At 67.8% G+C, this 23853-nt stretch carries 26 protein-coding genes; 10 read left to right on the top strand and 16 right to left on the bottom strand.

Translation table 11 applies throughout. The features are described 5' to 3' along the window. Positions 1-17: 17 nt before the first annotated feature. From ACCD06_RS06560 to ACCD06_RS06530, 7 genes are all read right to left on the bottom strand, one after another. Complete coding sequence (locus ACCD06_RS06560) at positions 18-749, bottom strand: LysE family translocator (RefSeq protein WP_247871406.1); 732 nt, start codon at positions 747-749, stop codon at positions 18-20. After that, positions 716-1612 carry a lauroyl acyltransferase gene (locus tag ACCD06_RS06555; protein WP_413339597.1) on the bottom strand — a complete coding sequence of 299 codons (897 nt, stop codon included), beginning with the start codon at positions 1610-1612 and terminating at the stop codon, positions 716-718. Before ACCD06_RS06555 ends, ACCD06_RS06560 begins: the two co-directional genes overlap by 34 nt. Then, the gene (gene lpxK / locus ACCD06_RS06550) at positions 1596-2594 is read right to left on the bottom strand and encodes a tetraacyldisaccharide 4'-kinase (protein ID WP_413339595.1); all 999 of its coding nucleotides are present in this window, start codon (positions 2592-2594) and stop codon (positions 1596-1598) included. The genes ACCD06_RS06555 and lpxK overlap by 17 nt, the downstream gene beginning before the upstream one ends. A gap of 14 nt (positions 2595-2608) precedes the next feature. Further along, entirely contained in the window at positions 2609-3895 is a 1287-nt protein-coding gene (locus tag ACCD06_RS06545) for a 3-deoxy-D-manno-octulosonic acid transferase (RefSeq protein WP_413342462.1), read from the bottom strand. A 135-nt stretch (positions 3896-4030) separates the two neighbouring features. Further along, positions 4031-4642 (bottom strand): LysE family translocator, encoded by a 612-nt coding sequence (locus ACCD06_RS06540; protein ID WP_109076343.1) that lies wholly within the window; start codon positions 4640-4642, stop codon positions 4031-4033. An 85-nt stretch (positions 4643-4727) separates the two neighbouring features. Continuing rightward, positions 4728-5726: a glycosyltransferase family 4 protein gene (locus ACCD06_RS06535; protein WP_413339593.1), complete on the bottom strand. Its 999-nt coding sequence runs from the start codon at positions 5724-5726 to the stop codon at positions 4728-4730. Then, positions 5723-6544, bottom strand: a complete 822-nt coding sequence (locus ACCD06_RS06530) for a UDP-2,3-diacylglucosamine diphosphatase (RefSeq protein ID WP_136705191.1) — start codon at positions 6542-6544, stop codon at positions 5723-5725. Before ACCD06_RS06530 ends, ACCD06_RS06535 begins: the two co-directional genes overlap by 4 nt. A gap of 220 nt (positions 6545-6764) precedes the next feature. Between ACCD06_RS06530 and ACCD06_RS06525 the strand changes: the two genes are divergently transcribed. Continuing rightward, a complete protein-coding gene (locus ACCD06_RS06525) occupies positions 6765-7733 on the top strand; it encodes a diacylglycerol/lipid kinase family protein (protein ID WP_413339591.1) in 969 nt (322 codons plus the stop codon). Positions 7734-7740: 7 nt separating this feature from the next. Here ACCD06_RS06525 and ACCD06_RS06520 read toward each other — a convergent pair whose 3' ends face one another. From ACCD06_RS06520 to ACCD06_RS06505, 4 genes are all read right to left on the bottom strand, one after another. Continuing rightward, entirely contained in the window at positions 7741-8373 is a 633-nt protein-coding gene (locus ACCD06_RS06520) for a DNA-3-methyladenine glycosylase family protein (protein WP_413339589.1), read from the bottom strand. A gap of 31 nt (positions 8374-8404) precedes the next feature. After that, positions 8405-8647 carry a phosphoribosylformylglycinamidine synthase subunit PurS gene (gene purS, locus ACCD06_RS06515; protein ID WP_014246942.1) on the bottom strand — a complete coding sequence of 81 codons (243 nt, stop codon included), beginning with the start codon at positions 8645-8647 and terminating at the stop codon, positions 8405-8407. 54 nt (positions 8648-8701) lie between these two features. Then, positions 8702-9466 (bottom strand): phosphoribosylaminoimidazolesuccinocarboxamide synthase, encoded by a 765-nt coding sequence (gene purC / locus ACCD06_RS06510; RefSeq protein ID WP_042697247.1) that lies wholly within the window; start codon positions 9464-9466, stop codon positions 8702-8704. A gap of 344 nt (positions 9467-9810) precedes the next feature. Then, the gene (locus ACCD06_RS06505; RefSeq protein ID WP_413339586.1) at positions 9811-10584 is read right to left on the bottom strand and encodes an NRDE family protein; all 774 of its coding nucleotides are present in this window, start codon (positions 10582-10584) and stop codon (positions 9811-9813) included. A gap of 161 nt (positions 10585-10745) precedes the next feature. Here ACCD06_RS06505 and ACCD06_RS06500 point away from each other — a divergent pair, with 161 nt between their 5' ends. Beyond that, positions 10746-11066, top strand: coding sequence for a DUF1476 domain-containing protein (locus ACCD06_RS06500; RefSeq protein WP_109076338.1), 321 nt, complete (start codon positions 10746-10748; stop codon positions 11064-11066). A 62-nt stretch (positions 11067-11128) separates the two neighbouring features. Here ACCD06_RS06500 and ACCD06_RS06495 read toward each other — a convergent pair whose 3' ends face one another. After that, complete coding sequence (locus tag ACCD06_RS06495; protein ID WP_413339584.1) at positions 11129-11995, bottom strand: N-formylglutamate amidohydrolase; 867 nt, start codon at positions 11993-11995, stop codon at positions 11129-11131. 267 nt (positions 11996-12262) lie between these two features. On the opposite strand from ACCD06_RS06495, the gene ACCD06_RS06490 reads away from it, so the two are divergent. Beyond that, a complete protein-coding gene (locus tag ACCD06_RS06490) occupies positions 12263-13216 on the top strand; it encodes a succinylglutamate desuccinylase/aspartoacylase family protein (RefSeq protein WP_413339582.1) in 954 nt (317 codons plus the stop codon). Positions 13217-13440: 224 nt separating this feature from the next. On the opposite strand, the gene ACCD06_RS06485 is transcribed toward ACCD06_RS06490, so the two are convergent. After that, positions 13441-13965: a CreA family protein gene (locus tag ACCD06_RS06485; RefSeq protein ID WP_413339580.1), complete on the bottom strand. Its 525-nt coding sequence runs from the start codon at positions 13963-13965 to the stop codon at positions 13441-13443. A 125-nt stretch (positions 13966-14090) separates the two neighbouring features. Between ACCD06_RS06485 and ACCD06_RS06480 the strand changes: the two genes are divergently transcribed. Continuing rightward, positions 14091-15236, top strand: a complete 1146-nt coding sequence (locus ACCD06_RS06480) for an AI-2E family transporter (RefSeq protein ID WP_413339578.1) — start codon at positions 14091-14093, stop codon at positions 15234-15236. A 16-nt stretch (positions 15237-15252) separates the two neighbouring features. Here ACCD06_RS06480 and ACCD06_RS06475 read toward each other — a convergent pair whose 3' ends face one another. Continuing rightward, positions 15253-16266, bottom strand: coding sequence for a DUF6352 family protein (locus ACCD06_RS06475; protein WP_413339576.1), 1014 nt, complete (start codon positions 16264-16266; stop codon positions 15253-15255). Positions 16267-16338: 72 nt separating this feature from the next. Beyond that, on the bottom strand, positions 16339-17346 hold the full coding sequence (locus ACCD06_RS06470; protein WP_413339574.1) for an alpha/beta hydrolase: 1008 nt from the start codon (positions 17344-17346) through the stop codon (positions 16339-16341). A gap of 169 nt (positions 17347-17515) precedes the next feature. Between ACCD06_RS06470 and ACCD06_RS06465 the strand changes: the two genes are divergently transcribed. The 5 genes from ACCD06_RS06465 to ACCD06_RS06445 all read left to right on the top strand — a co-directional run bounded on the left by ACCD06_RS06465 (position 17516) and on the right by ACCD06_RS06445 (position 21571). After that, positions 17516-18091: a septal ring lytic transglycosylase RlpA family protein gene (locus tag ACCD06_RS06465; RefSeq protein ID WP_109076332.1), complete on the top strand. Its 576-nt coding sequence runs from the start codon at positions 17516-17518 to the stop codon at positions 18089-18091. 465 nt (positions 18092-18556) lie between these two features. Next, positions 18557-19006, top strand: coding sequence for a MaoC family dehydratase (locus tag ACCD06_RS06460; protein WP_109076331.1), 450 nt, complete (start codon positions 18557-18559; stop codon positions 19004-19006). Between the two features lie 142 nt (positions 19007-19148). Next, a complete protein-coding gene (locus ACCD06_RS06455) occupies positions 19149-20090 on the top strand; it encodes a bifunctional riboflavin kinase/FAD synthetase (protein WP_109076330.1) in 942 nt (313 codons plus the stop codon). A 16-nt stretch (positions 20091-20106) separates the two neighbouring features. After that, complete coding sequence (locus ACCD06_RS06450) at positions 20107-20283, top strand: hypothetical protein (RefSeq protein WP_167393315.1); 177 nt, start codon at positions 20107-20109, stop codon at positions 20281-20283. An 85-nt stretch (positions 20284-20368) separates the two neighbouring features. Next, a complete protein-coding gene (locus ACCD06_RS06445; RefSeq protein ID WP_413339571.1) occupies positions 20369-21571 on the top strand; it encodes a multidrug effflux MFS transporter in 1203 nt (400 codons plus the stop codon). Here ACCD06_RS06445 and ACCD06_RS06440 read toward each other — a convergent pair. Then, a complete protein-coding gene (locus tag ACCD06_RS06440; protein ID WP_413339569.1) occupies positions 21537-22109 on the bottom strand; it encodes an MgtC/SapB family protein in 573 nt (190 codons plus the stop codon). The genes ACCD06_RS06445 and ACCD06_RS06440 overlap by 35 nt on opposite strands. A gap of 438 nt (positions 22110-22547) precedes the next feature. Here ACCD06_RS06440 and ACCD06_RS06435 point away from each other — a divergent pair, with 438 nt between their 5' ends. After that, positions 22548-23684, top strand: coding sequence for a type III PLP-dependent enzyme (locus tag ACCD06_RS06435; RefSeq protein ID WP_109076327.1), 1137 nt, complete (start codon positions 22548-22550; stop codon positions 23682-23684). The last annotated feature ends 169 nt before the right edge of the window (positions 23685-23853 follow it).

Below are 23853 nucleotides of genomic sequence, written 5' to 3'. Positions count from 1 at the left end.
TATGTCCCCACCAACTCTCACGCAAACTTGCGGTCGGTCAGCAGCAGGCGCACCGCGAAGCCCAGGAACAGAACGCCGGCGATGCCGTCCATCGCCGTCCGCACCCGCGGGCTGGACAGCACCCGCCGCGCGGCTCCGGCGCTGAGTGCCGCGATGCCGACCAGATAGATGCCGCCCAGTACCGAGATGATGTTGCCGAGGATGAAGGTCTGCAGCGCCACATGGCCCAGGTCGGGGGCGATGAACTGCGGCACGAAGGCCAGTTGGAACAGGATGATCTTCGGGTTCAGCAGGTTGGTCAGCAGCGCCTGGACGAAGACACGGCCCGCAGGCGCCGGGGCCGGGGCCTCGACCACGACCGCGGGCTCGGCGCCGCGGCTGGCCCAGACGCTCCACAGCGACCGCAAGCCGATCCAGGCGAGATAGGCGCCGCCGGCATAACGCAGCAGGTCGAACAGCGATGCCGACGCCGCGATGAGAGCGGAGATCCCGGCGGCGGCCAGCAGCGAATGGACGGTGTTGCCGACGCAGATGCCCACCGTCGCCACCACCCCGGCCTGCCGGCCGTCGGCGATGCTGCGGGTCAGCACCAGAAGCGAGTCCGGTCCCGGCGCCAGAACCAGGACGCAGACGGCGACCATATAGAGTTGCAGCAGATGGAGGTCGAGCGGCAGGGCCATCGCGGGCGAACCTTGAAGGACGGTGGGGCGGGCGTTCAATCCGGCCAGCGGCGGTGAATCCACAGCCATTGCGCCGGCCTTTCGCGGATCCAATCCTCCAACAGACGGTTCAGCCGTTCCATCAGAATTCGCGCATCCGCATTGCGGTCGCCGCTGGTCGGGTATTCCTCCGGCGGCAGGACGGTGATGCGGAAATGCGCACCCTCCAGCCGCTCGGTCCGCGTTGGACACAGCGGCAATTGCATCTTCATGCCCAGCACGGCGGCGGCCGGCGCGGTCATGGCGTCGCGGCCGAAGAAGGAGACGGGAATGCCGTCATTCATCTTCTGGTCGATCAGCATGCCGACATGGCCGCCCTTGGTCAGGTAACGAAGCAGGATTCTGGCCCCCTCCGGTCCCTTGGGGATCTGAGTGCCGGTCGCCGCTCCGCGCAGCTTCACCAGCAAATCGCCGACGATCGGGTTGTTGGGCGCGCGATAGACCACCCCCAAATCCAGCCCGTGCATGCGGGCGGCGACCGATTGAACCTCCCAGTTCGCCAGATGGCCGGAGACCAGGATGCCGGCCTTGCCGTCCTCGCGCAGCGCATTGACATATTCGATGCCGACCACTTCGGTGCGTTCGCGGCCGATCTGCTCCAGATGCGGGTATTCGGCGATGGTGCGGCCCAGATTGTCCCACATGCCGCGCAGGATCGCGTCGATTTCCGCCCTGCCCTTCTCCGGGAAGGCCCGAGTCAGGTTGCGCCGCGCGCGGGCGCTGTTGGGCAGCCACGGACCCACCGTCCGTCCGATCCAGCCGCCGAGCGCCGAGGCCCGGTCGAGGGGCAGCACCCGGAACAGCCAGCAGACGGTGTGGACAAGCGCCGCCTCCAGCGGATAGCCGATCCGGCGCGTCAGCCATTTCTGCAGCGGACTACGCGGCTTGGCCATCGGGGCTTCCCTTCAGCAACACGGAGGTCAAAAGCATGGAGAGCGCCCGCTCGTCGGCCCAGCGCACCGACACCGGCAGGATGGCGACCTGCGCCCGCAGGTCCGGCGGCAGGCGCACGGCATCCTTGGCGGTGGTGACAGGCAAGGCGCCCAGCGCCGCGGCACGGTCGATCAGGGCCGCGACCTCGGCCGCTCGGTAGGGGTGGTGGTCGGCAAAGGGCACCCGCCCGACCACGCGGGCGCCGAGCGCCTCCAGCGTGGCGAAGAACTTCTCCGGCCGGCCGATGCCGGCGAATGCCAGGACATCGCGTCCGGCCAGCAGGGCGGCGGCCTCGGATTCGGGCTCCAGCCGCGCCGCCAGCACCGGGTGCCCGCCGGCCAGCGCCGCCAGACCGTGGCGGTCCTCGCCCAGGATCACCAGCGCGTCGGCGCGCGCAAGGCCGTCGGCCACCCGTTCCCGCAGCGGACCAGCCGGCACCAGCCGGCCGTTGCCGAATCCGACGGCGCCGTCGGCGACGATCAGCGCCAGATCCTTGTGCAGGGCCGGGTTCTGGAACCCGTCATCCATGACGATGGCCCCTGCCCCGGCAGCGACCGCGCACTCCGCCCCCGCCAGCCGGTCGCGCGCCACCCAACAGGGAGCGGCCCCGGCCAGCAGCAGAGCCTCATCGCCGACATCGGCGGCGCCATGGCGGCCGGGATCGACCGCCAGCGGACCGGCCTCCCGCCCGCCATGGCCGCGGGTCAGCGCATGGACGGCGATCCCGCGAGCCTGCAGCGCCGCGATCAGCGCCAGCCCGACCGGTGTCTTGCCGGCACCGCCAGCCACCAGATTGCCGACACAGGCAACCGGAACGCCGACCCGGCGCGGAACGGTCCCGGCAAGGCGCCGCCGTCCGGCCAGCCCATAGAGCGCCCCCAGCGGCGCCAGCAGGGTGGAGGCAAGGCCGGGCGGCCGATACCAGAAGGCGGGGGTCTTCACGGCTCCGCGTCCCCTCAGGCAGCGGTCCGGATGCCGGCGGCGCCCAGCACCGGGGACAGCGCCCCCAGCGCCCGGTCAATGATCCGCCGGTTGTCCGCCGTCACCCGAGCCGCCCCCGCGACGATGCGTTCGCGCGCCCGGTCGTCGGTCAGCAGCCGCCGGGCCTCGCGGGTCAGCGCATCGCCGTCCGCAACCGGCAGGGCGCCGCCGGCGGCCTCCAGCATGTGGGTGATCTCGCCGAAATTGAACATGTGCGGGCCGTACAGCACCGCGCAGCCCAACTGCGCCGGCTCCACCGGGTTCTGGCCGCCATGGGGGATGAAGGAGCCGCCCATGCACACCACCGGCGCGGCACGGTAGAACAGCCCCAATTCGCCCATGGTGTCGGCGATGTAGACGGCATGCTCCGGCCCCGGCAGCAGGTGCCCGGCCGTGCGCTGCAGAACCGCCAAACCGCGCGCCCGCATCAACTCGGCGATGACGTCGCCACGATGGGCATGACGCGGTGCGATGACCGTCAGCAGGCCGGGCAGAGCCGGGGCCAGCGCGGCATGGACCGCCGCGGCGATCTCGTCCTCCCCCGGGTGGGAGCTGGCGAGCAGCCAGACAGGCCGGCCGGCCAGGGCAGCGCGCAGCGGCTCCATCGCGTCGGATGCGGCGGGAGGCGGCTCGGCGGAAAATTTCAGGTTGCCGACGCTGGCGACGCCGGAGGCGCCCAGCCGGCGCAGCCGCTCCGCATCGCCTTCGGTCTGGGCCAGCGTGACCTGGAAGGTGGACAGCAAGCCGCCGATCAGACCGGGCGCGTTGCGCCAGCGGGAAAAGCTGCGTTCGGACATGCGGGCGTTGACCAGCGCGGCCGGGATCGAGCGGGCGCGGATGCCGGCCAGCAGGTTCGGCCAGATCTCCGATTCCGTCCACAGCACCGCGTCGGGCCGCCAATGGTCGAGGAAGCGATCGACGGCGTCCGGCAAATCGACCGGCACATATTGATGGATGGCGCGCTCCGGCAGCCGCCGCCCCATCAGCTCGGCCGAGGTGACGGTGCCGGTGGTCATCAGCACGGTCAGGTCGGGTGCGCTGTCCAGCAGCCGACCGATCAGCACCAGGACCGAATTCGCCTCCCCCACGCTGGCCGCGTGGATCCAGGCCAGCGGACCGTCCGGCCGGGCGCGCGAGGCCATGCCGAACCGCTCCGCCTGACGGGCGGGGTCTTCCTTGCCGGCGGCGCGGCGGCGGTCGAGATAGAGGCGCACCGCCGGCCCGGCGACGGTCGTCAGGCCACGGTAGAGGGATTGCAGCATCAAGGCCCGGAACTGGAAACGTACGACAACGGGCGCGTTGCCGGTCCCCCTGATACGGACAACCGGCGACGCGCCCGGCGGCACCTTAGCACGCGGCAACCATTCCGTAACAGGGGACGGTGCGATGGAGCTCCCTCACCGCTCCGCCAGCGCCAGCTTGGCGCCCAGCGCCGCGAAGGCGGCGGCGAAGCTGCGGCGCATCCAGGCAATCACCCGCGGGCGGGAGACCACTTGATCGCGCACCGCGGCGGCGAACAGGCCGTAGACGACGAAGACCGCGAAGGTCAGCGCCATGAACACGCCGCTGAGTTCCAGCATGCGGGCGAGCGGCTGCGGGTCGGCGTCGCTGACGAACTGCGGCAGGAAGGCCAGGAAGAAGATCGACAGCTTCGGGTTCAGCACATTGACCAGCACCGCCCGCAGGATCATCCGCCCGGCGGAGTGCTTCGTCCCGTCCGCCTCTACGCTCAGCGACCCTTGCTCCTTCAGCGTCGCCCACGCCATGTAGAGCAGATAGAGCACGCCCAGGATCTTCAGCCCCTGGAACGCCACCGCGCTGGTGTGCATCAGGGCGGCCAGTCCCAGCACCGCCGCCGCCATGTGCGGCACGATCCCCAACGTGCAGCCGAAGGCCGTCACCGCGCTGGCGCGCGCGCCCTGCGACAACCCTGCCGCCAGCGTCAGCAGCACCCCGGTTCCGGGCGAGGCGACGACGATCAGGGAGGTGATGAGGAAGTCGGGGGTCATGGCCGGGAACCTCGCGCGGGAGTGATGATCCGGCGAAATGGAACCATGGCACCCGATCTTCGCCAAGCGGAATGCGGTCCCCCGCTTACGTAAACGGCCGCAGGTTCGACAGGAACTGTTCGGCCGAGCGGCGCCAGGAATAGCCCAGCGCATAGTCCCGGCAGGTCTGCGCCGGGATCGCCAGCGCCCCTTCGACCGCCCGCTTCAAATCTTCGTCCAGGCAGCCGGCACCGGAGCCGTCGACCACGTCGAGCGGGCCCGGCACCGGGTAGGCCGCCACCGGCACGCCGGAGGCCAGCGCCTCCAGCAGGACAAGACCGAAGGTGTCGGTGCGCGACGGGAAGACGAAGACGTCGGCCGCCGCGTAATGCTTCGCCAGATCCTCGCCATGCTTGGCGCCGACCCAGCGGACGCCGGGGTATTTGCGCTGCAACTCCTCCCGCGCCGGGCCGTCGCCGACCACCACCTTGGTGCCGGGCAGATCGAGGCGCAGGAAATCCTCCAGGTTCTTTTCCACCGCGACGCGGCCGACATACATCGACACCGGGCGCGGCAGATCGAGGAAATCCTTGTCGCGGGGCCGGAACAGGTCGGTATCGACGCCGCGGGTCCAGCGGCGGATGTTGGCGAAACCGCGGTGCGTCAGCGCGTCCTCGATGGTCTGGGTCGCCACCATCACCGCCGAGGACGGCTTGTGGAACCGGCGGACCACCGCATAGGACAAGGCCAATGGGATCGGTGCGCGGTCGCGCACATATTCGGGAAAACGCGTGTGATAGGCGGTGGTGAAGGGCTTGCCATGCTTCAGGCAATAGGACCGCGCGGCGAAGCCCAGCGGCCCTTCGGTGGCGATGTGGATGCAGTCGGGCCGCATGCCCTCGATCATCGCCCACAGCCGCCGCTTCGCCCCCAGCGCCAGCCGGATCTCCGGATAGGTCGGCATCGGCAGGGTGCGGAAGCGGTCGGGACCGATCACCTCGACACTGTGCCCCATCGCCTCCAGCTCATCGCGCACGGTGCCGATGGTGCGCACGACGCCGTTCACCTGCGGGTGCCAGGCGTCGCTGACGATCAGGATGTTCACGCTGCTTCCCGTTCCTTCGCCGTCAGCTTGCCTGCACTGGGACCAGGGGCCGGCAGTCGCTGCGCCATGACCTCCGTCCAGTGGATGATCTCCAGCGCGCCGCTGTCGTGCTCGACCAAGGCGGTACAGGACTCGACCCAATCGCCGTCGTTGCAATAGAGGATTCCTTCGATATCGCGCATCTCGGCGGTGTGGATGTGGCCGCAGACGACGCCGTCGACCTTGCGACGGCGGGCTTCCTCGCCCAGGGCTTCTTCGTATTTTCCGATGAACTCGACCGCGGTCTTGGCCTTGTGCTTCAGGTAGGCCGACAGCGACCAGTAATTGAAGCCCAGCCTGCGCCGGACCCAGTTGAACAGGGTGTTGACGTGCAGCAGCGTGACATAGGCGTGGTCGCCCAGCAGGGCCAGCCACTTGGCGTAGCGCACCACCGCGTCGAACTTGTCGCCGTGGGTGATCAGCAGGCGCCGGCCGTCGGCGGTGGTGTGGACCCATTCGTCCACCACATGCACCCCGCCGAACTGCAGCCCGACATAGTCGCGCGCCGCCTCGTCATGGTTGCCGGGGATGTAATAGACCTCCACACCCTTGCGGGCGCGGCGCATGATCTTCTGCACCACGTCATTGTGGGCCTGCGGCCAGTACCAGCTTTTCTTCAGCCGCCAGCCATCGACGATGTCGCCGACCAGGAACAGGTGATCCGATTCGGTGTGTTTCAGGAAATCGAGAAGCAGCTCCGCCTGACAGCCGCGCGTTCCCAGATGAACGTCGGATATCCAAATGCTGCGGTAGCGCTTGACCGCTGGGACGGCGTCCATCTTCCGCTCCGTCGTCGCCATGGCCGGTGGCCATCAAGACAACTGCCGTATAAAGGAAAGACGCACACCTTGACAACGATTTGGAACACCCGCACCTATTCGCCACGGATATTTCTTATATCGTCATCTTCTTGCATTTTTACTGCAACGGAACCGCCGTGATCCCTTCACGGTTTTGCAACAGAAGGCGCCCCACGCGCCGGTCAGGGAGAGCGAATCGGTGCGCGACACGGTGCTGATGAACGAGGATCCGGAGATCGATGGCGGCGGCGGGGCGGCGGCGGTCGATATGCGGCGGCTTCTGGTGATCCACAACCCGACGGCCGGCGGGCGGCGGGCGCGGCGGCTGCGCGCGGTTGTCTCCCGGTTGGAGGCGCGCGGCCTGTCGGTCACCGTCAAGCCGACGGGCAAGCGCGGCGATGCCGAGGCCTTCGCCCGCGAGGCCGATCCCGCCGACGTCGATGCGGTGATTGCGGCCGGCGGCGACGGCACCATCAACGAGGTCATCAATGGGCTGGCGGTCCATGCCGACGCGGACCGGCCGCTGCCGCTCGGCATCGTGCCGATGGGCACCGCCAATGTGCTGGCGGCCGAACTGGGCCTGACGACCGACCCGGAGCGCATTGCCGCGGCGATTGCCGGCGGACAGCGGACGATGATCTGGCCGGCACAGGCCAACGGGCGCGTGTTTTCGCTGATGGCCGGGGTCGGGCTGGACGCGCGGGTGGTGGAGCGGGTCGATCCCAGGGTGAAGCGGCTGATCGGCAAGGGCGCCTATGTGGCCGAAACGCTGGTGCAGTTGGCGACCCGGCCGGACCACCGCTATCGGGTGACGCTGGACGACGGCCCGCCGCAGGAGGTGGCGTCGGTCATCGTCGCCAAGGGGCATTTCTACGGCGGCCGGTTCATCTGCGCGCCGGATGCGCGGCTGACCGCGCCGGAACTGCATGTCTGCCTGTTCCCGCGCGGCGGGCGGCTGAATGCGTTGCGCTATGTCTGGGGCGTCACCGCCGGGCGGCTGGCGCGCTTTCCGGAGTATCGCGTGGTGACGGCGAAGCGAGTGCGGATCGACGGGCCGGCGGATGACGGGCTGTTCGCCGATGCGGTGCAGGGCGACGGCGACGTGCTGGCGCGGCTGCCGGTGGAGATCACGCTGGCGGGGTGGCGGTTGCCGGTGCTGGCGGGGTGAGAGCCAATCACCGTGAGGGTGGCAGGCCCCTCGCCGCCCTCGCCTGCTCCTGCAGCGCGACGTAATGGTGCCAGACCAGCCGCGCAGCCAGCGAGCGGTAGGGCCGCCAGGGCTCCGCCACCTCGATCAGCTGCTTCGCCGTCGGCTTGTCGGCCCAACCCTTCAGCCGCTGCACGCCAAGCTGGATCGCCAGATCGCCGATGGGCCAGATGTCCGGCCGGTCGAGCGTGGTCATCAGATAGACCTCGGCGCTCCAGCGGCCGATGCCCTTCAGCGCGACGAGCTGGGCGATCGCCTCTTCATCGGGCAGGTCATGGATGACGTCGAAATCGAGCCGGCCGCTCGCCACCGCCTCGGCAAGGCCGCGGGCATAGCCGATCTTCTGGCGGGAGAAGCCGCAGGCGCGCAAATTCTCGTCGTCCAGCGCCAGGATGGCTTCAGGCGTAACGTCGTCGCCCAGCCGGTCCTGCAGCTTGGCCCACAAGGCCAGCGCCACCTTGGTGGAGAGCTGCTGCTCCATCACCATGCGCAGCAGGCCGACGAATCCGGTCGGCCGGGTGAAATCGCGGATCACCGGGCCGCCGACGCGCAAACATTCGGCAAAAATGGGGTCGAGCGCAGCCAGATGTTCAACGCTCATCGGCCGCGCTCCACTCCAGACAACCGTTAGATCAGGCCACCAGCTCGATGGCGTAGTCCTCGATCACGGTGTTGGCGAGCAGCTTGCTGCACATCGCCTCGACCTCCTTGCGGGCGGTCGCCTCGTCGGTGCTCTTGAGCTGCAGCTCGATCACCTTGCCGGCGCGGACGTCCTCGACGCCGTCGAAGCCCAGCGTGTGCAGCGCGTGCGCGATGGCCTTGCCCTGGGGGTCGAGAACGCCGCGCTTGAGGGTGACGTGAACCTTGGCCTTCATCGGATGTCCGCTCGCTTTGGGGTGTTGGTGGAGGGGGTGGTTATTGGATGGCAGTCACTGGATCGTCTTGGGACCCTTGACGTCGCTCGGCCCGCCTTCCGGCAGGATGCCGAGGCGACGCGCGACCTCCTGATAGGCTTCCTCGACGCGGCCCAGGTCCTGGCGGAACCGGTCCTTGTCCAGCTTCTCGTTGGTCTTGACGTCCCACAGGCGGCAATTGTCGGGGCTGATCTCGTCCGCCAGGACGATCCGCATCTCCTCGTTCTCCCACAGCCGGCCGAATTCCAGCTTGAAATCCACCAGCTTGAGCCCGATGCCAAGGAAAAGGCCGGACAGATAGTCGTTCACGCGGAGCGACAGCGCGACCATGTCGTCGAGGTCCTGCGGAGCCGCCCAGCCGAAGGCGGTGATGTGCTCCTCGGAAACCATCGGATCGTTCAGCTCGTCCGACTTGTAGTAGTATTCGATGATCGACCGCGGCAGCGGCGTGCCTTCGGGAATGCCGAAGCGGCGCGACAGGCTGCCGGCGGCGACGTTGCGGACCACGACCTCGATCGGGATGATCTCGACCTCGCGCACCAGCTGCTCGCGCATGTTCAGGCGGCGCATGAAGTGCGTGGGCACGCCGATCTCGGACAGACGGCTCATCAGATACTCGGAGATGCGGTTGTTCAGCACCCCCTTGCCGGTGATGACGCCCTTCTTCTGGTTGTTGAAGGCGGTGGCGTCGTCCTTGAAGTATTGCACCAGGGTGCCCGGCTCCGGCCCTTCGAAGAGTACCTTGGCCTTGCCTTCGTAGATGCGCCGGCGTCGTGTCATCGCGTGATCGTCCAAATACGTAAGGACCGGTCAAGCGAGCTTGCCGGCCCAGGAATGTGCCAGAGTGATATAGCAAGCCGGGTGCACGAACACAACGACGGGGGCGGGAGGGCAGGATTGTGCGGTCGCTGATCCCGAAAGGCGCGGCGTCGGAGGCAAGATCTCCACGGATGTCACGGATTTGAACACGGATTTCACGGATGTGGCGTTCCGAAGCTGTGGACTGCCTGAAAAGCCGGACCGTCCGCAAGATCAAAAAAATCCGTGTAATCCGTGTCTAAATCCGTGACATCCGTGTCAATCTTGTCGGCCGGTATGTGCCTGACCCGGTTAGCCGCACTCTCTCACAGTTCCACCGGCGCATAGGGCACGGCATGCGGGCGGCCGGGGGCGAAGTGCCAGATCGGGTTCAGGTCGGGCCGCTCCACCCGCGGCACCGCCAGCAGGGAGCTGGACGAGGTGCCGAATCCGTTCGGCAGCAGGAAGTCCATGGCGCCGCGCTCGTCCGGCGTGCCTTCCCAGATGCGGCTGCCCATCAACTCCGGCCAGCCGCCCCAGGCGAAGGACTCCGCGTCGGAGACGTCCACAGCCGGTGGCACCGCATGCTCGAACAGCGGGCGATAGAAGGCGGTGCGCGGGTCCTGCGGGTCGTCCAGCTCGAAGGCGGTCAGCATGTGGACGCCGGCGGGGATCGACGACACCTCCGGCCGGTGGCGCGGGTTGGCGCCGCGATGGACGACCAGATAGGCGTCGCGGTTGTCGGCGATCACCAGATTGAAGGGGCGATAGGCACGGATGTCGAGGTCCGCGAAGCTGCGCGCGGCATCGGCGGCGTCGGCATGGTCCAGCGCGTCCAGCACCAGTTCGCCGCGCGACCGCTTGCCGGCCTCCGGCCCCAGCGTGCCGAAGCGGTTGAGGATGATCGCCACCACCCCCTCGTCGTTCAGCCCCATCCAGGAGCCGCCGGCCAGTTCGTCCAGCCCGGCGACCACGTTCGGGCGGTCGGGCCAGTGGCGGGCGGGAGGAAGCCAGGGGCGCCCTGTCATCTCGTCACGGTTTCCGGCGACGACCAGCGGCCAGGTTGCGTCGGGTCGCCGCAGGAGGATCACGCTGCACATGCGATGCCTTGTCTTTTGTGGTGCCCAAGGGTATCCCGCCGCCCCGAGGAAACTCTGCAGAATATCCGCGGCTGCGACGCGGCGGGACAGTGACGACAACCGCTTCCGGGCTATATAATCATTGGAAACGGGAGCGAAACCAATAAGGAGCCTGGGTCCCCATGACGACCTTCGACGACCGCGAAAAGGCTTTTGAGAACAAGTTCCAGCACGACGCGGACCTGCTCTTCCGCATCCGCGCCCGGCGCGACCGTCTGGCCGGCGAATGGGCCGCCGACCTGATGGGGCTGTCCGGGGCGGAGGCCGAGGCCTATGCGCGCCAGATCGTGGACACCGACATCGCCACCGCCGGCCCGCACGACATCCGGGACAAGCTGTGCGCCGACCTGAACGCCCGCGGAGTCGACATCTCCGAACACCGGGTGGAAAAGCAGATGGCGCATTTCCTGGACATCGCGCGCGAGCACGTGACTCAGGGCTGATCCGGGGAGCCTGAGCCCGCCTCACGCGGACCCGCCGCCGCAACGGCCGTGCGGCGGGACGCCTACTCCGCGGCCCGGTGCAAGAGGCGCTGCCCGGCATAGTCGGCGATGCGGCGGATCAGCATGTCGATCTCGCCCTTCAGCCGGGCAAAGCCGTCGTGGCGTTCCAGCGTCTCCTCGTTCATGTAGAGGCGGCGGTTGATCTCAAGCTGGATCGAATGACGGCCGCGCGCCGGATCGCCATAGCGCGCCAACAACTCCACCCCCTTGTACGGATCGTTGATCGCCACGCGATGGCCGAAGCCGCGCAGGGTCTCCGCCACCAGCCGGACGAATCCGGGCTCGCTGGTGGTGCCGTCGCGGTCGCCGATGACGAAATCCACCGCCAGCGGGTCGCGCCCGTCCGGCCGCAGCGACGACGGCATGGAATGGCAGTTGACGTGCCACACCGCGCCGAACCGCGCCGCCAAGCCATCCAGCGCAAGCCGCATCTGGGCATGGTAGGGGCGGTAATAGCGATCGATGCGGTCGGCCACCGCCGCCGCCGGCAGCTTCCCGTCATAGAGCGGCACGCCCGGCCGCAGCATACTGCGGATCAGCCCCATGCCCAGCGTGCTGCGCGGGGTCGGCCGCAGCGGCGCCGGCCAGTCGCCGTCGATCAGCGCCGGGTCGATGTCGTCGACCGCGCGGTTCACGTCGATGCAGGTGCGGGGAAACAGCGCGCACAGCAGGGTGGCGCCATGGTCGGGCGCCGTGGCGAACAGCTCCTCCACATGGCTGTCCTCGCCCTGGCGCAGCAGGGGATGCGGACAGATCACCCGGAAATCGGCGGGATAGACGCTGCCGCTGTGCGGCGAATCGAACAGCACCGGAAGGCGCTCGCCCACCGGGTCGTTGCGGACAAGAACGTCATCGATCACGAAGCTCATCGACCGGCCCCGACCAGACGACAGGATGAAAACAACCGCCAGTTCAATTGCCGCAAGGTCAACCGCCGCCCTGATTGATCAGGCGGATCCTATAACCCAAGCGTCAAGCCTCAGTCGACGGCAATTCGTCATGATCCTGCCATGCTGCCGCAACATCGCACAGCGCGCATCAGCCAAAAAAACCGCCCTACCCAACCGGCCCACACTGGCGCGGAGTCGCTTGGTCCGCCATACTGTTCGGAGCGCCCACCGCTGGCGAGCTGCCGCTTGACCGACCCGCTCTTCGCCCCCGTCGAACTCACCCCGCCGGACATCGCGCCCCACCGGCGTGGCAACACCGGCATCGACCACGTCACCAGCCTGTCGGCGGCGGAGCCGGGGCCGCATGTGGTGCTGAACGCGCTCGTCCATGGCAACGAGCTGTGCGGCGCCATCGCCCTGGATGCGCTGCTGCGGATGGGGCTGCGGCCGACGCGCGGACGGCTGACCTTCGTCTTCGCCAACACCGCCGCCTACGCCACCTTCGACCGCCAGAACCCTTATGCCTCGCGCTATCTGGACGAGGATTTCAACCGGCTGTGGTCGCCGGAACATCTCGACGGCCGCCGCGATAGCGTGGAGCTTCGCCGCGCCCGCGTCCTGCGCCCGGTCTACGAGTCGGCGGACCTGCTGCTCGACCTGCATTCGATGACGGCGGACACCGCGCCGCTGACCCTGTGCGGCCGGACCACGCGCGGGCGCGACTTGGCGCTCGGACTCGGCTATCCGGCCTGGGTGGTGGCGGACGGCGGCCATGCCGGGGGCAAGCGGCTGATCGATTACGGCAGCTTCGCCGAGCCGGAGGGGTCGCACACCGCGATCCTGGTCGAATGCGGCCAGCATTGGCGGACCGAGACGGCGACGGTCGCGCTGGAAAGCTGTCTGCGCCTGCTTCGCGGCCTGGAGATGATCGATCCACCGATGAACGGTCCCCGCCTGCGCCCACGCAGCGATCCGCAGCGGGTGGTCGAGGTCACCGACGCCGTCACCGCCTCCACCGAGCGGTTCCGCTTCACCGCCCCCTTCGTCGGCATGGAGGTGATCGGCCGCGCCGGCACCGTCATCGGCTGGGACGACACGCGCGCGATCCTGACGCCCCATGACGACTGCGTCCTCATCATGCCCGCCCGCCGGGTGAAAGCCGGCCAGACGGCGGTGCGGCTGGGGCGGATCGTCGGGTGAAGTCGGTCGATCTTTGCTGCGTCCTGCGGGTGCGGGCAAGATCGACACGGATTACACGGATTTAGGCACGGATTTCACGGATATGGCGTCCCAGAGCCCGGGCTTCCGGGACAAGCCGGGGCGTCCGCAAGATCAAAAAAAATCCGTGTAATCCGTGTCTAAATCCGTGACATCCGTGTCAACCTTGCCATCCAAAGCTGCAGGTTCCCAAGTCGCCAGCCCCCTCACTTCGCCGCCGGCTTGCCCTTCGTCCAGGTCGCATTCGCGGCGAACAACGGCACGGTGGAGATCGAGGTCTTGGCCGAGGCGTCCTTCACCTGTCGGCTGTACACCACATAAACCATCGTGTCGTTCGGCCGGTCGTAGATGCGGCGAATGGCGATCGACTTGAAAATCAGGCTCTTCCGTTCGGAGAAGACCTCCTCCCCCTTCTGCGACAACTCAATGTCACCGACGGTCACCGGCCCGGTCTGACGGCAGGCGATGGAGGCGTTGGAAGGGTCCTCGAACCAGTTGCCCTTGCTCAGCCGGTCGATCAGGCTGCGGTCGAAATCGACCAGATGGCAGGTGATTCCCTTCACCTTGGGATCCTCGATCGCCTGGATCTCCAACCCGTTGCCGGTCCAGTCGTTGGAGAAGCGGCCGACCACCTCGTCGGCCGCCGCCGTACGCAGCGGGAGCGCGGCGGTCAACAGACCCAGAACCAAAAGGCCGGCGGAAGCGTTCATCAGGGGAAACGGGCTGCGCATCTCGATCGGGTCTCCGGCAAGGACGGGCGGGGACCGCAGGGTGGGCGGCCCGGAAAAACACTCCCCTAGATCGGAGGGTCGGGCGCCGCCGTCAAGCGCCTCCCTCCGGAGGTCCGGCCACCGCGATGACAGACCGCAGCCCGCTCGCCTCGCTTCCCTCCGCCCCCGAGGCCCCGCTTGCCGGCACGCCGGAACCGGCGACCGAACCCTTGCCCTCACCCGGCCACCGCCGCGATCCGATGACCATCGCCGTCGTCGGCCTGTTCGTCATCGCCGTTCTGTTCGCGCTCTATTTCGGACGCGACGTGCTGCTGCCGATCATGCTGGCGCTGATCCTCAGCTTCCTTCTGCGACCGCTGGTCCGCGCCCTCTACCGCGTCGGGGTGCCCGAGGGGCTCGGCGCCGCCGTCATGGTCGTCATGCTGTTCGGCGGCGTGCTGCTGGCGGTCTATACCTTGTCCACCCCGGCGGCGGAGTGGGTGAACCGCATGCCGCGGGTCCTGCATGAGTTGGAATTCAAGCTGGGCGACATCCGCGCCGGCATCGACCGCGCCCGCGAAGCCTCCCGCCAGATCGAGGAGATCACCAAGGAAACCGGCGAGGCCGGGCCGGTGCGCGAAGTGGTGGTGCGCGGTCCGACCCTGATGGAACAGGCGGTCAGCCAGGTCGAATCGGTTCTCGCCAATGTCGTGATCCTGCTGGTGCTGCTCTATTTCTTCCTCGCCCGCGGCCGCCATTCGTTGGAGTCGCTGATCGGCACCATGCGCAACGTCGATGACCGCGTGCATTACGCGATGGTCGCGGCGACGCTGCAGCAGAACATCGCCGCCTATCTGCTGACCATCACCGTCATCAATGCGGTGCTGGGTCTGGCGACCGGGCTGGTGATGTGGATGTGGGGGCTGCCGAACCCGGCGCTGTGGGGAGTGATGGTGGCGCTGGCCAACTACATCCCCTTCATCGGCCCGGCGGTGATGACCGGCGTGTTCTTCCTGGTATCGGTCCTGACCTTCGACAGCCTCGGCACCATCATCCTGCCGCCGCTGTCCTTCGTGGCGCTGACCACGCTGGAGGGCAATTTCCTGACGCCGATGATCGTCGGCCGCCGGCTGTCGCTGAACCCCATCGCGGTGTTCGTGTCGATCCTGTTCTGGGGCTGGCTGTGGGGCATTCCCGGCGCGCTGCTGGCCGTACCGATCCTGGCGATCCTGAAGATCCTGTTCGACGCGCACGAACCGCTGAAGCCGGTGGGTGCGCTGCTGGGGGATTGAGGAGGCCGCCGCCCCCTCACGCCACCGAAGCCAGCGGCAGATTGACCAGCAGGTTCTGCGGCTTCAGCTTCAGCCGCCGTACTTCCGTCATCGCCAGCCCCAGATAGACCGGCCGGCCGGCGAGATCGGGGCGCATGGCGGCGGGATCGGCAAAGTCCAGGCGGAACAGGGCGAGGATGCGGGCCAGCCGGTCCTCCCCCACCTCCACGCCATTGTACAGGTCGTTGAGGATCGCGGTGGCGGAACTGTCGAGCCCGACATGCCAGACCCAGCGGTCGTCGCGGATGTTCTGCACCGGCTGGATGCTGACCGTCACGCCCAGGAAATGCCCGACCCAGGCCTCCAGCACGCGGGCCAGCGCGTCCAGCCCGGCCGCGGCGAATGTGATGTCCAGCACGGTGTCGTGACGGGCGTCACGGCCCCAATAGAGCGGGTGGTTGGTCTCGTCCAGGATGTCCAATTCGACGCTGCGGGGAGCGGTGCCGGCCTCCACCACCAGACGGCCGAGCGAACCGAAGCCGCCGGACGCCGCCATTGTCTCCACCGTCTCGGCATCGGCGACGCGGACGCGGCCGTCCTCCACCGACACCGTCTGTTCGCGGAAGAACAGCTCCCCCGCCCGCGCCCGCAGGCCGGACGGCGTTTCATCCAGGATGCCGCGCAGGATGGCGTGGACCAACTGGTCGATAAACAGGCCGGGCACCCCGCGGGCACCCTCGCGGAACAGGCGGATGTAGCAGCCTTCCAGCGTTCCGGCGGCGAGCAGCCGATCGCGGAAGGCCAGCCAAACCTGGAAATTCTCCCGCGCATCCGGGTCGGCGATGGCGTCGAGCAGCGGTGCCGGCACCGTCCGCGCCGGATCGTCCAGCAAGGCGGCATGCAGCGTGCGCTCGGCGTCACAGGCTTCTTCCGGCGGCCGCATCTCCGGCCGGAGCAGGTAGGCGCGCAGGAAATCGGGCGTCACCGCCAGATGGTTGTCGGCATCGCGGGTCAACAGGTGGAAACCGGACGCCGTCCAGAAATCGGTCATGCTGCTGGGCACCTTTGGTCCTGAAGGCACCTATCCGACGACAGAGCCGCCGGCCGGCGCAAGAGTCTTGTGCTAAAGGGTCCTGTCGAGAAAGGCGTCGATGTCCGCCCACACCCGGTCGCGGATGGCGTCGCATTCCATCAGCAGTTCGTGCCGCGCCCCGGGATAGTCGGCAAGATGGGCGTTGCCGAGGCGGGCGACCACCGCGCGGTGCGCCGCCGCCCGCACCACCCGGTCGTCCGGCGCGCTCAACAGCAGCACCGGCGTGCGCACCCGCTCCAGCGGCAGGGTATGGCGCAGCGCATCCTCCGCATCCAGGGCGGCGGCGACCCAGGCGAAGCTGACGCCGCCGACGCGCAGTTCCGGCCGCTCGGCATAGGGGCCGTGGAAGGCGGCGTAGCGCCGCGGATCGGCGGTGATCTTGTTGTCCAGGCTGAAGCGCCCCTCCGCCGGGTCGTAGTCGCCCTGCCCCAGCGCATAGCGGGCACCCAGGCCGCAGGCGAGCCCGACGTCGGCCAGCACCCGGACCAGCCAGCGCGGCAGCGGCCCGCTGTGGATGGCGTACATCGGCGCCGACAGCAGGACGGCAGCATAGCGGTCGGGATCATCGTCGGCATGGCGGGCCAGCGCCAGCGTCGCCACAAGCCCGCCCATGGAATGGGCCAGCAGGATCAGCGGCCCGCCCGTCTTCGCGGCGACCGGTGCCACCACCTGCCGATGAACCTCGTCGAGATCGTCCACCAGCGTCGCGAAGTCGGTCAGATGGTGGATCTGCCGGTTGGGCAAGGGCCGGTCGGACAGGCCCTGATTGCGCCAGTCCAACGCCACGACGCGGAAGCCGCGGGCGGCCAGCGCCTCCGCGGTTTCGGCATATTTCTCGATGAACTCCGCCCGGCCGGTCAGCACCAGCGCCGTGCCGCGAACCCGCTCCGGCACCGGCCAGACGGCGACGCGCAGCTTGGCCCCATCGGGCATCGCGACGAAGCGCATCTCCACGGAATCGGAGGCCGGGTCGGCAGCGGTTCCGCCGCCGGGCTTCGCCGCAAATTCGGATGCAGTCCAAGCGGCATCATCGGCCATGCTTTCTCCCCTGACCGTTGTGTTGCAGACCGGAAGAGCGCCCGGATGGGCCACCCATTTCGAATTCGTCAAGATATAGAAAACCAGAAATAGTAGGGATGTCTTGTGTCGGCTGCGAGAGGGAACTCTTTTCCTTGAATGCCGTTGGTCCGCCGTTGGAGGTGAACCGATGAAGACAACACGCATCATCGTCCTGGCGATTGCCGCCGCGACCCTGAGTGGGACTGCCGTCCCTGCGCTGGCGAATGGAAAGGCCAAGGTTCCGCCCGTGCATGTCGAGCATGAGGATGGCGAGGAGATCCTCGTCCACAAGGGGGAAGCGTCCTTCTACAGCCAGAAATTCCATGGCCGCACCACCGCGAGCGGCGAAACGATGAACCAGAACAAGGCGACCGCCGCCTCGCGCACCCTGCCGCTGGGCGCCAAGGCGACCGTCACGAATGAGGAGAACGGCAAGAGCGTCGACGTCATCGTCAACGACCGCGGCCCTTATGTCGATGGTCGCGTGATCGACCTGTCGCGGTCTGCCGCCAAGAAGCTGGACATGATCGACGACGGCACCGCGCCGGTGACGGTGGAGGTCAAGCCGTCGGAGCAGCCGACCGAAGCCGCCCGCGAAAAGGTGGAGGACAAGGTGGACCAGCTCACCCCCGACAGCCAGGTCGCCCAGGGGGACACCCGCCGAAACGGCAGCAGCGGGGGAAGCAAAAGCGACACAGTGTCGCACTCCGGGTCCGGCAAGTAATGCTGCGGCGCGGCGAAGACGGCTTCCGATTAGCCGCGCCCGCTGCCGGATTTCCGTTCAATCCCCGAACCAACAGTCACCGGATGGTCAGGCCTCTGAAAAGAAACGGGCTTCACCGGCAGGGCACCATCTGGCGACGACAAAGTCGCACCAGCGGTGGCGCAGCCGCCCCGCAGCTGTGAGTTTTACCGTTAAGCCACTGATCCGGCACCATTTCCATCACTATACCTTCGGCCCGAAGTAATCCACCGGCACCATAACGGCTTCGATTGCGGCGAAGCCTGCCGAAGGGGGCATCCGCCTTTCCTGCGGACTTGTGCGGAACGTTAGAGATTTTTTTGCATTTTTGGAGGAGACGTGGTGCCATTCCCATCGCTGCGGCGCACACCACGCACTGCAGCGAACGGCGCGGCGCCCAGGCGTCAGACGCCGGAACAGGCACCGAGAGAAAGAGGAATTGCTGCGATGGACGACGTGCGTCAGGTCCGCAAGGATATCGAAGGATACTGCATCGAAGACCTGTCCGTCGGCATGACGGCAAGCTTCGCCAAGACGGTGACGGAAGCCGACATCGTCCTGTTCGCGGGCATTTCCGGTGACACCAACCCGGTCCACATCAACCAGGAATACGCCGCCACCACCATGTTCCAGGGCCGTATCGCCCACGGCATGCTGACGGTCGGCTTCATTTCGGCCGTGCTGGGCACCAAGCTGCCGGGGCCGGGCTGCATCTACATGAGCCAGACGCTGAAGTTCAAGGCGCCGGTCCGCGCCGGCGACACCGTCACCGCCCGCGCCACCATCACCGAACTGATCCCGGAAAAGCGCCGTTGCGTCATCAAGACCGTCTGCACCGTCGGCGAGACCGTGGTGGTCGAGGGCGAGGCGCTGCTGATGGTCCCCTCTCGCGGTTGATCGGCCGCGGCCAGCACTCCGGCCAATCGGCCTGCTTGGGAGCGTAAAACACGCCGGCGCGTTTACCCCGCGCCGGCGTCGGTCTATATAGACGCCCGAGCAAGCGGACCCGCCGGGGTCCGCCCACAGCACCGGGGCGCGCATGCGACTGTACAGACACACCGCCGACCTGCCGGCCGAAGAGCGGGGCGCCGTCGTTGCGCTCGGCAATTTCGACGGCGTGCACCGCGGGCATCAGACGGTCATCGGCACCGCCCAGCGCCTTGCGGCGGAAATGGGCGTGCCGTCGGCCGTCGTCACCTTCGAACCGCATCCGCGCAGCGTCTTCCGCCCCGACGACCCGCCCTTCCGCCTGACGCCCTTCCGCGTCAAGACCCGCCACATCGAAGCGCTGGGCGTCGACCAGCTGATCGTCTGCCATTTCGACGACAGCTTCCGCCACAAGACCGCGCAGGCCTTCGTCGACGAGGTTCTGATCGGCGGGCTGGGCGTGCGGCACGTCGTCTGCGGCTATGACTTCCTGTTCGGGCATAAACGGTCGGGCGATCCCGCCTTTCTGCTGAAGGCCGGGCGCGCCCAGGGATTTGGCGTGACGGAGGTCGGGCCGGTGTCCGACGAGCAGGGCGGCGTCTATTCCTCCACCCGCGTGCGCGATGCGCTGACCGCCGGCCGGCCGCGCGAGGCCGCCTTCGTTCTGGGCCATTCCTGGGAAATCGAGGGGCGCGTCGTCCATGGCGACCAGCGCGGCCGCACCATCGGTTTCCCCACAGCCAACATCGAGCTGGGCGAGTATCTGCGCCCGGCCTTCGGCGTCTATGCGGTGCGCGCCGGCATCGACCGCGCCGGCGAGACCGTCTGGCTGCCGGGCGTCGCCAACCTCGGCGCCCGCCCGACCGTCGACGGCACGGTCGCCCGGCTGGAGGCCCACCTGTTCGACGTCGACCTTGACCTGTACGATCTGCATCTGCGGGTCCAGATGATCGACTTTCTGCGGCCGGAGATGAAGTTCCCCAGCTTCGACGTGCTGAAGGACCAGATCGTGAAGGACGCCGTCGCCGCCCGCGCCGTGCTGGCGGCCGGCTGACCGGAGGGCGTGCAGGATGGAGCGCGTGTTGATGCTGCTGTTCATGCTGAACCAGGGCGGCCCGACCACGCTGGATTTCGCCAGCATGGAGCAATGCAAGGCGGCCGAGCCGATCATCATCCAGAATTACCGCGAGATGACCGGCAACACCGTGCTGGCGCGCTGCATCCGCATGGTGCTGCCGGCCAAGTGACGGGATGGCAAGCGATCCACGCTGGCGGCGGTGGTTTCATCTGATACAGTGCCGCCCCGTTTCCGCTTCGCTTCAAAGCCGTTCCATGCCCCGTCCCGATTCCCTGTCCATCCGCGTCCTGCTGACGGCATTGGTCGCCTTCGGCCCGCTGTCCACCGACCTGTACCTACCGTCGCTGCCGACTCTGGTGCGGGTGTTCGACACCGATGTCGCCACGGTGCAGCTGACGCTGTCGATCTTCCTGGTCGGCTTCGCGGTGTCGCAGCTGGTCTATGGCCCGATGTCCGACCGCTTCGGCCGGCGCCCGACCCTGCTGGTGGGGGTGGCGATCTATCTGGCGGCCAGCGCCGTCTGCGCCATGACCAGCAGCATCGACGCGCTGATCGCCGCCCGTTTCTTCCAGGCTCTGGGCGCCTGCTGCGGGCCGGTGGTGGCGCGCGCGGTGGTGCGCGACGTGTTCGGGCGCGACCGGGCGGCGACGGTGCTGGCCTATATGTCGATGGCGATGGCGCTCGCCCCGGCGGTGGGGCCGATGCTGGGCGGCGTCCTGACGGAGTGGTTCGGCTGGCGCGCCAACTTCATGCTGCTGACCGTATTCGCCTGCTGCATCCTGGCCGCGGTGTGGTCGATGCTGGGCGAGACCAACGCCCACCGCGACGAGGAGGCGCTGCGGCCGGGCCGGCTCGCCGCCAACTACCTGCTGCTGATGCGCAACCGCGGCTTCGTCGGCTATGTGCTGGTGGTGGCCTTTTCCTACAGCGGCATCTTCTCCTTCATCTCCGGCTCGTCCTTCGTGCTGATCGAGCAGTTGCACCTGACCCCGGCGCAGTATGGCGCCAGCTTCGGCGCGGTGGTCCTGGGATATATGCTGGGCACCTTCCTGGCCGGGCGGCTGACGCCGCGGCTGGGCGGCGCGCGGATGATCCGCATCGGGACGCTGCTGTCGCTGGGCGGCGGGTTGGTGGGCGGGGTGCTGGCGCTGGCCGGGGTGCTGCACCTGCTGGCCATCGTGGTCCCGGTCTTCCTGTTCATCCTGGGCGCCGGGCTGACCCTGCCCAACGCCACCGCCAACGCGGTCGGCCCCTATCCCACCATGGCTGGGCTGGCCTCTTCGCTGCTGGGCTTCGCACAGATGGCCATCGCCGCGGTCATCGGCATCGTCGTCGGCCATCTGAACGACGGCACCGCCCTGCCGATGATGGGAGCCATCGGTCTGGTCGGGTTGGGCGCGCTTCTGGCGCACCGGCTGCTGGTCATCCCCGCGGCGCGTGGCGGGCGATCCGCCTGATCCGGCCCTGGCGGGAGGTGGAGCGACGCCGCTCCCGCGCCTTGCCGTCGCCATCCTCCGAATTCGCCCCGGCCTCCGACGCTCCCAACTGCGGGAAGCGGTCCATCAGGATGGTGAACAGGATGGTCACCATCAGGCACAGGGCCAACGTCATGCCGGCAAGCGTGTAATAGCCGGCGCCGCAGGCGATGCCCAGCCCACCCGCCACCCAGATGACCGCTGCGGTCGTCGCCCCCCGCACGCTGTCGCCGGACCGGAACATCACGCCGGCGCTGATGAAGCCGACCGCCTGCGCCACCCCTTGGATGACACGCACCGGGTCGCTCGGCCGCTCGTCGCCGCTGGTCTGCAGGCCGGCGAACAGCTCCAGTGCAACCATGGTGGTCAGGGCGCAGCTGATGGAGATCAGCGTATGCGTGCGCAGCCCCGCCGCCTTGCCCCGCATTTCGCGGTCGAGTCCAAGCAACGCACCGCAAAAGGCCGCCGCCAGCAGCCGCAACCCCATCTCCTCCGTTGTCAGAACCTCGGTCAAGCCCATGAAATCACTCCGGTTTTTCCGCCTGCCAAACGGTCTGCCACTTTTTTGGGGCACACGGCATTTTTCACTTTGCATTCGATCGCGTTGGATCTATGTAACGCGAACTCGCAAGCGCACGTGCCGCTGGCCCGCCCCTCGGCGTCTCCGAGATGTGGTTATGCAACGACGTAACGCGTGATCCCCGACCGTCCCTTAAACAAGGCGGCGACTTGGAGGTTACGATGGTTGATGTTGTTGTGGGTGGGCGCGTGCTCACCCGTCTCCGAAATCTGCCGCTCCTGGACCACACGGACAGAACAGGGTTCTGTACGGGGCAATCCAGTATTGGCGGCTTGAGCGCCTGATCAGCTTTTTCAGTTGCTGATCGGCCCGCTCGGCCGCTCCGTCCCCCCGACTTCGCCCTTTCCGTTCCATCATCTTGCGTCCCAGGAGACTGAGATGACCCAGAAGATTGCGCGCTTTTTCGAAGAGCAGCGCCCGCAGACCCCTTGCCTCGTCATCGATCTGGACGTGGTCGAGCAGAACTACAACGATCTGCACGACGCCCTGCCCGACGCCCGCATCTTCTATGCGGTGAAGGCGAACCCGGCCGCGGAAATCCTCAGCCTGCTGGCCCGTCTCGGCTCCGCCTTCGACTGCGCCTCGGTCCCTGAAATCCAGATGGCGCTGGCCGCCGGCGCCACCCCGGAGCGCATTTCCTTCGGCAACACCATCAAGAAGGAAAGCGACATCCGCCGCGCCTATGAACTGGGCGTGCGCCTGTTCGCCTTCGACAGCGAGCCGGAACTGGAGAAGATCGAGCGCGCCGCCCCCGGCGCCCGCGTGTTCTGCCGCATCCTGACCTCGGGCGAGGGCGCCGAATGGCCGCTGTCGCGCAAGTTCGGCTGCGACCTGCCGATGGCCCGCGACCTGCTGCTGAAGGCCCGCGACATGGACGTGCAGCCCTATGGCGTGTCCTTCCATGTCGGCTCGCAGCAGAAGGACCTGATGCAGTGGGACCACGCCATTTTCCAGGTGGCGCAGCTGTTCCGCGAGCTTGAGGTGCTGGGCGTCGACCTGGGCATGATCAACCTGGGCGGCGGCTTTCCCACCCGCTACCGCACCGACGTGCCGGAATGCACCGCCTATGGCCAGGCGATCTTCGACTCGCTGCGCACCCACTTCGGCAACCACCTGCCGGAGACCATCGTGGAGCCGGGTCGCGGCATGGTCGGCAGCGCCGGCATCATCGAGAGCGAAGTGGTCCTGGTGTCGCGCAAGTCGGCCGAGGATCCCAAGCGCTGGGTCTATCTGGACATCGGCAAGTTCGGCGGTCTGGCCGAGACGATGGACGAGGCGATCCAGTACCCGATCGAGGTGCTGGGCGATGAGCAGGAAGACGACCGCGAGGCGGTGATCCTGGCCGGCCCGACTTGCGACAGCGCCGACGTGCTGTACGAGCGTGCCGACTACAAGATGCCGATGGGTCTGAAGGCTGGCGACCGCGTGCGCATCCATGCCACCGGCGCCTACACCACGACCTACTCGGCCGTCTGCTTCAACGGCTTCGCGCCGCTGCACCACTACTGCATCTGAGGAGACGGCAGGGCGACACCCTGCCCGTCCCAGACTCGGCCCAAGAAAAAGCCCGCCTGCCGGTTTCACCGGCGGCGGGCTTTTCTTTTCCGGCAGCCGCTTTTCTATGCAGCCTGGCTTTTGGACATGCCAAGCACCGGACAAAGAAAAAGGCCGTTTCCGATCAACG

This window comes from Azospirillum sp. CT11-132 (assembly GCF_047302835.1).
Lineage (GTDB): Bacteria > Pseudomonadota > Alphaproteobacteria > Azospirillales > Azospirillaceae > Azospirillum.
Note: the sequence above shows the minus strand (reverse complement) of the source record. Positions and strands in the feature narration are given on the sequence as shown.